This is a genomic window from uncultured Cardiobacterium sp. (genome assembly GCF_938028185.1).
Lineage (GTDB): Bacteria > Pseudomonadota > Gammaproteobacteria > Cardiobacteriales > Cardiobacteriaceae > Cardiobacterium.
On the sequence record NZ_CALJAH010000026.1, the window covers coordinates 1 to 2,561 of the forward strand.

The 2,561-nt window shown below is 54.8% G+C and carries 1 protein-coding gene; it reads left to right on the forward strand.

Features of this window, described 5'->3' with window-relative positions; genetic code table 11:
* The first annotated feature begins 603 nt into the window (after positions 1–603).
* On the forward strand, positions 604–1,821 hold the full coding sequence (locus tag Q0349_RS00955) for a suppressor of fused domain protein (RefSeq protein ID WP_298078897.1): 1,218 nt from the start codon (positions 604–606) through the stop codon (positions 1,819–1,821).
* Positions 1,822–2,561 lie beyond the last annotated feature (740 nt).

Genomic DNA, 2,561 nt, shown 5'->3' on the forward strand with positions numbered 1-2,561 from the left:
TGGTAGGACAATTCGGCGTTTTGGTAATGCAGGGTTGCGGTCATGGTATTGCTCCTGTTTGACGGGGAAGCGGCGCGGTTCGGCGCGGCAAGGACGGGGTGCGCCAATGCGGATAAAACGGCAGCAGTTTTGAGCAAGGTGCGACGGGTGGCGGTCATGGGGTTTCCTTGGTTGCGGCTGGATAGGGCGATTATGGCAGACGGGCGTGTCAGATACTGTCAGCAAGGTTGCAGGCGGAGCGGTAAACGCCCTTTGTCATTTACATACACCTGAGCGCTCAAGGTGTATGTAAACTGTCTAGCAGCGCGGCGGCGCACACCCCGCCAGGCACAAGGCGCAGCACACGCTGCAAAAAAAGCGGAAACGCATCATAATCCCCAATGCTGAAAAAGAGGGTCGGATTATAGACAGCCCGGTTGCCGCCATGTGTGCAAAAATTTCAACCCGTTTATATATAGCGATACTCACAAAGTTCTGTACAAGGCGCGCCGCCGAAGACAGTATCTGGAATACGGCGAGGCGGAGCAACGCCGTACAGGGCTTTGTGGGGATTGCTATAATTGCGCCTGAATGATTCCATCCCCTTATACAAAAGGAATAACCATGAACCTGATTGACCGCTATTTACAATGGCTCAAAGAGCACGAGCTGGAAAACTATGCCTATCCTCCCGCTACCCCGGAAACCATTGCCGCATTTGAAACGGCGCATGACATTACCCTGCCGGAAACCCTGCGCGAACTCTATCTGCGTCTGGGCGGACAAGAAAGCGAAATCCTGAATGCCATTCCCTACCGCCTCGTGCCATTGGCGGAAATTGCCCCGGTACAGGCGCGGTTACAGACACAAGTACAACAAACCTTCGGCGCGGAATGGGCGAATGTCCGGCTGAATGAATTCGAAGACGGCGATGCCGTGCAAAACATCCTCTTTCACGAAAAGCGATTGCCCATCTTCCAGAATGACAACGACGATTACTATTGCCTCGATTTTGCCCCGGCGGATGCGGGCAAAAGTGGACAAATAATCGCCGTGCGCGGCGAGCCCGATGGCGAAAGTACAGACCTGTTACTGATGTTTGCAGACATTGATGCCTGTCTGGAAGACATCATCGAAGATTTAAGCAATGAAAACCTGCAAGACATGGAATCCTTTTTCGCCCATACCGGCGAAACGCTGGATAATGCGGGCGAATATCCGGAAAACGATACCGTCGATTTATACGACGAAGAAATCGCCGCGCATATCGAACAAACGGCGGGCGCGATTGACGGCGTATTGCATGACCTGTCGCCGGGGCCGCTGCGCGTGCATCTCTACCACGTGGCGGAGGCATCGCCGCCCTGCCAGCTGCTGATTACCAGCGGCATGAGCAGCCTGCCGATGGCCTTCCCGGACGGAGAGACGCGCCGGGCGGAGCTGGTGATGGCGCTGCCGCCGGAATGGGACGTGCAGGCAGAAGGCGCCGCCAGCGCCTGGCCGGCGCAGTGGTTGCGCATCCTGGCGCGGTTGCCGCACGAACAGCAGGCCTGGCTGGACTACGGCCATACCGTGACCTTCAACGAAGACGCGACACAAACCCTGCCGGGAACGCCATTTACCGCCTTGCTGGTACTGCCGCCGCGCGGTCTGCCGCCCGCCTTTGCCGAACTGGAAACCGGCGACGGCGAGACCATCCGCTTCTACGCGCTGATGCCGCTCTACCCGGCGGAATTTGCCCTGAAAGAACGCGAGGGGATTGAAGCGCTGCTGGCACGGTTTGACGAATACGGTATTGATATCCGCGTCAATCCGGCGCGACCGAACTGCGCCGCGTCGTAGCGGTGGCTGTACAGAAAAATCCCCGCCTGCATGGCGGGGATTTTCGGGAATATTGGACAAAAAGGAGCTGAGAATCGCTGCACAAGGCTTTAAGTGGAGTCAAATTGTTGGGCTACGCTCGTACCTCACTAACCCAACCCACGAACAAAATCATCGTAATTATGACCAATTGTAAACAGCATCTAGCGCTAAAGTAGAACATCAAGGAAGGCTTTCAAAGCGCCTTGCAGGCATAGTTTGAATAGTATGAGAGCTTTCTCAACAAGCGGATGGTCAACGAAGAAAGGGAGAATCGCACTACACCGCATAAGAAACTGAGAAGCGCGTATCTGAGCCTGAAACTTTACCTTCGAGGCGCATCCTGTTTTGAGCATCCATAACACCACCAATCTGTTGGATGGACGGTTTGCCGATTTAAAGCGCAAGTTGGGGTGTCATCACGGGGTGAGAAAGATGAATAATGTAAGGTTTATAAAGAATTATTTCTTACAGCCAAAAGGTGAATAGCTCCTTTTTTGTCCTATAGACGCGAAGTCCTCCAAAACAGCTCTTTTTGTCCAATATGTCTGAGTAGCCTACGCGTCGCTGTCAGCCTGCCGCGCAAACCGTAGGAAATCACGCAAGTGCAGCGCTTCCGTGATTTCATCGTGCGGAATCAGCAAATAGTGCCACGGCTTGCCGCCGACTGAAGCTGCGTAGTCGCTTGCCTGCCCGCACCAGCGCGCGGCAGCGGCGGCTTT